The organism is Intestinibacter sp. (assembly GCF_022780145.1).
GTDB lineage: Bacteria > Bacillota > Clostridia > Peptostreptococcales > Peptostreptococcaceae > Intestinibacter.
In genome coordinates this window covers 1-4260 of the sequence record NZ_JALEXO010000177.1, presented here as the reverse complement: position 1 = coordinate 4260, position 4260 = coordinate 1, and the positions used below count along the sequence as shown (strand labels likewise).

Annotated in this window: 4 protein-coding genes; all 4 read left to right on the top strand. The window is 30.7% G+C overall.

Translation table 11 applies throughout. The features are described from left to right. Nucleotides 1-770: electron transfer flavoprotein subunit beta/FixA family protein (locus MR593_RS07060; protein ID WP_290691292.1), on the top strand; the 770-nt coding region annotated here is incomplete at its 5' end. Nucleotides 771-789: 19 nt separating this feature from the next. After that, a complete protein-coding gene (locus MR593_RS07055) occupies nucleotides 790-2010 on the top strand; it encodes an electron transfer flavoprotein subunit alpha (RefSeq protein WP_290691291.1) in 1221 nt (406 codons plus the stop codon). 13 nt (nucleotides 2011-2023) lie between these two features. Further along, nucleotides 2024-3415: an FAD-binding oxidoreductase gene (locus tag MR593_RS07050; RefSeq protein WP_290691289.1), complete on the top strand. Its 1392-nt coding sequence runs from the start codon at nucleotides 2024-2026 to the stop codon at nucleotides 3413-3415. Between the two features lie 164 nt (nucleotides 3416-3579). Beyond that, nucleotides 3580-4260, top strand: a 681-nt coding sequence (locus MR593_RS07045; protein WP_290691287.1) for a LytS/YhcK type 5TM receptor domain-containing protein, incomplete at its 3' end; no start/stop codon positions are given.

Genomic DNA, 4260 nt, shown 5'->3' with positions numbered 1-4260 from the left:
TTAAACAAGTTCCTGGAACATCAGAAGTAGAAGTAGATCCAGTTACAGGAGTATTAAAAAGAGATGGTGTAGATTCAAAAATGAATCCTTATGATTTATTTGCACTTGAAACTGCTTTAAAAATAAAAAAAGAAAATGGTGCAATACTTAAAACAATAACTATGGGGCCACCACAAGCTAAAAAGGTTATAAGTGAAAGCTTTTCAATGGGTGTAGATGAAGGTGCTATAGTAAGTGATAGAAAATTCGGTGGTGCAGATGTACTTGCAACTGCTTATACTCTAGCACAAGGTATAAAGAAAATAGGAAACCCAGATTTAATAATATGTGGTAAACAAACAACAGATGGTGATACAGCACAAGTTGGACCAGAAATAGCAGAATTTTTAAATATACCACATGTTACAAACGTAACTAAAATAATAGAAGTAAAAGAAAAATCTATAGTAGTTGAAACAGATCTTCCAACAACTTTAGAAGTATGTGAAATAAGTTATCCTTGTTTAATAACTGTTGAAAAAGACATATTCCAACCAAGACTTCCATCTTTTAGATTAAAAATGGAAACTAAAGACAAAGAAATACCAATGATAACATTAAAAGACATGGATGACACTGATGAAAAACATTACGGACTTAATGGTTCAGCAACACAAGTAATAAGAATTTTCCCACCAGAACCAAATACTGATAAAGATATAGTTCATGGAAATTCTGATGAACTTACTGAAACATTATTTAATAAGATAGTAGATTTAAAAATACTTTAAGTTTTAGGGGGAGAACAAAATGGCAAAGATAGTAATCAATCAAGATAAAATAGATAATATAGAAGAAGTCTTAAAAATATGTCCATTTGAAGCGATGGAAGAAGTAGACGGAAAAATAGAAATAAATGCAGCATGTAAAATGTGTAAAATGTGCGTTAAAAAAGGACCTAAGGGTGCATTTATATTCGAAGATGATGAAGTAGTTCAAATAAACAAAGATGAATGGAAGGGTATAACAGTTTATGTAGACCATAACGATGGAGAAATACATCCAGTTACTTATGAACTAATAGGAAAAGCTCGTGAACTTGCAGCTAAAATAAACCACCCAGTTAACTGTGTATTCGTTGGAAACAACATAAAAGATAAATGCAAATCTCTATTAGCTTATGGTGTAGATGAAGTATTTGTATACGACGATGAAGAATACGATAAATTCAGAATAGAACCTTATACAGCTGCACTAGAAGATTATATAAACAATAATAAGCCTTCTATAATGCTAGTTGGTGGTACTACATTAGGTAGATCATTAGCCCCAAGACTTGCAGCTCGTTTTAGAACTGGACTTACTGCAGACTGTACAATACTTGATATACAAGAAAACACAGATTTAGACCAAATAAGACCAGCATTTGGTGGTAATATAATGGCTCATATAAATACTCCAAATAGTAGACCACAATTTGCAACAGTTAGATATAAAATATTTAATATACCAGAAAAGGTTGAAAATTCTACAGGAAAAGTTACTTTATGTTCTGTAGAAAAAGATAAATTAACTTCTAATATAAATGTATTAGAAACTAAAATAAAAAATAAAGTAGTAGGAATAGAAGAAGCTGAAGTAATAGTTGTAGCATCTAGAGCCTTCAAAAAAGAAGAAGATTTAAAAATGCTTTACGATTTAGCAGATGCACTTGGAGCTCAAATAGCTGGAACTAGACCTACTATAGAATGTGGATGGGTAGATCCAAGAAGACAAATAGGACTTAGTGGTAGAACTGTAAAACCAAAATTAATAATAACTTGTGGTGTATCAGGAGCAGTACAATTTGTTGCTGGTATGAAGGGTTCTGATTATATAATAGCTATAAACCAAGATGATAAAGCACCTATATTTGACGTGGCTCACTTAGGTATTATAGGAGATATATATGAAATAATACCTAAATTAACAGAAAAAATAAAAGCTATAAAAAAAGAAACTAAAGAAAAAGTAGCACAAGTGGCAAAATAGGGGGTAAATGAAAATGTACAAAAAGATAGATCAAAAAGATATAGATTTTTTACTAAGCATATTAGATAAAGAAGATGTAATAGTAGGGGATGACATAAGCGAAGATTATGCTCATGATGAATTAGCTGGACAAATAAAATATCCTGAAGTATTAGTATTTGTCCATACTACAGAACAAGTTTCAAAAATAATGAAATATGCTTATGAAAATAACATACCAGTAACACCTAGAGGACAAGGTACTGGACTTTGTGGAGCATCAGTTGCTCTTTACGGGGGTATAATGTTATGCTTAACTAAGATGGATAAAATATTAGAATTAGATGAAGAAAACTTAACTGTAACAGTTGAACCAGGAGTTCTTTTAATGACTATAGCACAATACGTAGAAGAACATGACTTATTCTACCCACCAGATCCAGGTGAAAAAAGTGCTGCTATAGGTGGTAATATAAACACTAATGCAGGTGGAATGAGAGCTGTTAAATACGGAGTTACAAGAGATTATGTAAGAGGATTAGAATGTGTACTTCCAAATGGTGAAATAATAAATGTAGGTGGAAAAGTAGTTAAAAACTCTTCTGGATTTGCATTAAAAGATTTAATAGTAGGATCAGAAGGACAACTTGCTGTAGTAACTAAAGCAATATTAAAATTACTTCCATTACCTAAAAAAGCAATAAGCTTATTAATCCCATTCCCAGACTTAGCACTTGCTATAGATACTGTACCTAAAATAATAAAATCAAAATCTATACCAACTGCTATAGAATTTATGGAAAGAGAAGCAATAGTTGGAGCTGAAGAATTCTTAGGTAAAAAATTCCCAGATAACTCTTCAAATGCTTACTTACTATTAAAATTCGATGGTAACTCAACTGAAGAAATAGAAAGAGAATACGAAAACGTAGCTAAGCTTTGCCTAGAATGTGGAGCATACGATGTATTAATAGCAGATACAGACGAAAGAAATGAATCAATTTGGTCTGCAAGAGGGGCTTTCCTTGAAGCCTTCAAAGCAAGTAGTGTAATAGATGAATGTGACGTTGTTGTTCCAAGAGATAAGGTTGCAGAATTCGTAAGATATACTCACGATATACAAGACGAAGTAGGTCTTAGAATAAAGAGCTTTGGACATGCTGGTGATGGTAACCTACACGTTTATCCACACAAAGATGATTTAGATGATAAAACTTGGCATGAAAGACTTGATAAAGCATTTGATTTAATGTTTGCAAAAGCTAGAGAATTAAATGGTGAAGTTTCTGGTGAACATGGTGTAGGATATGCTAAGAGTCCTTACTTCAAAGAATCTAAGAGTGAAACTTATATAAATATATTAAAAGGAATAAAAGCTGCATTTGACCCTAAAAATATATTAAACCCAGGAAAAGTATATAATTAATAAAAAAATAAAACTGTAAACTAATAAACTAAAAATAAAACTCCATAAATTTATAATTTAAAAAATATGATATAATAAAAAGGTCTACATTAACTAAATGTAGGCTTTTTTATAATGCATAGGAAATTATATTCAAGATATAAGTACGAGAGGAGTGTTGTTTTATGAAAGAAAGTTATTTAATGATGTTGTTGGAAAAAACGAGTTTAATTGTAGTATTGTTTTTATTAATAAGTAAATTAAAAATTTTTAAAAGTATATTTGAAAAAGAAGACTACGATAAAAAAGATTTATTTGTAATATCCGCTGTATTTACACTGCTTTCTATAATAGGTACTTATAATGGTATAGTTTATAAAGGTTCAATCTTAAATACTAGAATTATAACTATTGTGTCTGGAGGAATATTGTTTGGTCCTTTTGTTAGTATTCCAGCTGGAATTATATCTGGTTTACATAGGTTTTTAATGCATTCTCAGAGTATGACAGCTGTTCCTTGTTTTATATCTAGTATTTCAGCGGGGATTCTTTCTGGATTGTTTTATAAGAAGATTCCTGCAAAATTTAGGGTGATTTATGGCATTTTAGTAGGTATGGTTTCAGAAAATATAACTATAATTTTAATTTATTTTCTAGCTACACCGAGGGATTTGGCATTAGACATTATACATACGATTTATTTGCCTTTAATAGTAGGACAACTTGGAATAGGATTTATGGTATCTATTGTCAATACTATAGAAAAAGATAAAAGAGATATAGAAGAGCGAAAAAAAGCTGAAATGTCAGCTCTTCAGAGACAGATAAATCCACACTTTATATTTAATGCCTTAAACACAATAGCA

Bases quoted from the DNA above. Each gene is read 5' to 3' on its own strand.
- MR593_RS07055 (WP_290691291.1), top strand. From the start codon at position 790: ATGGCAAAGATAGTAATCAATCAAGATAAAATAGATAATATAGAAGAA.
- MR593_RS07050 (WP_290691289.1), top strand. From the start codon at position 2,024: ATGTACAAAAAGATAGATCAAAAAGATATAGATTTTTTACTAAGCATA.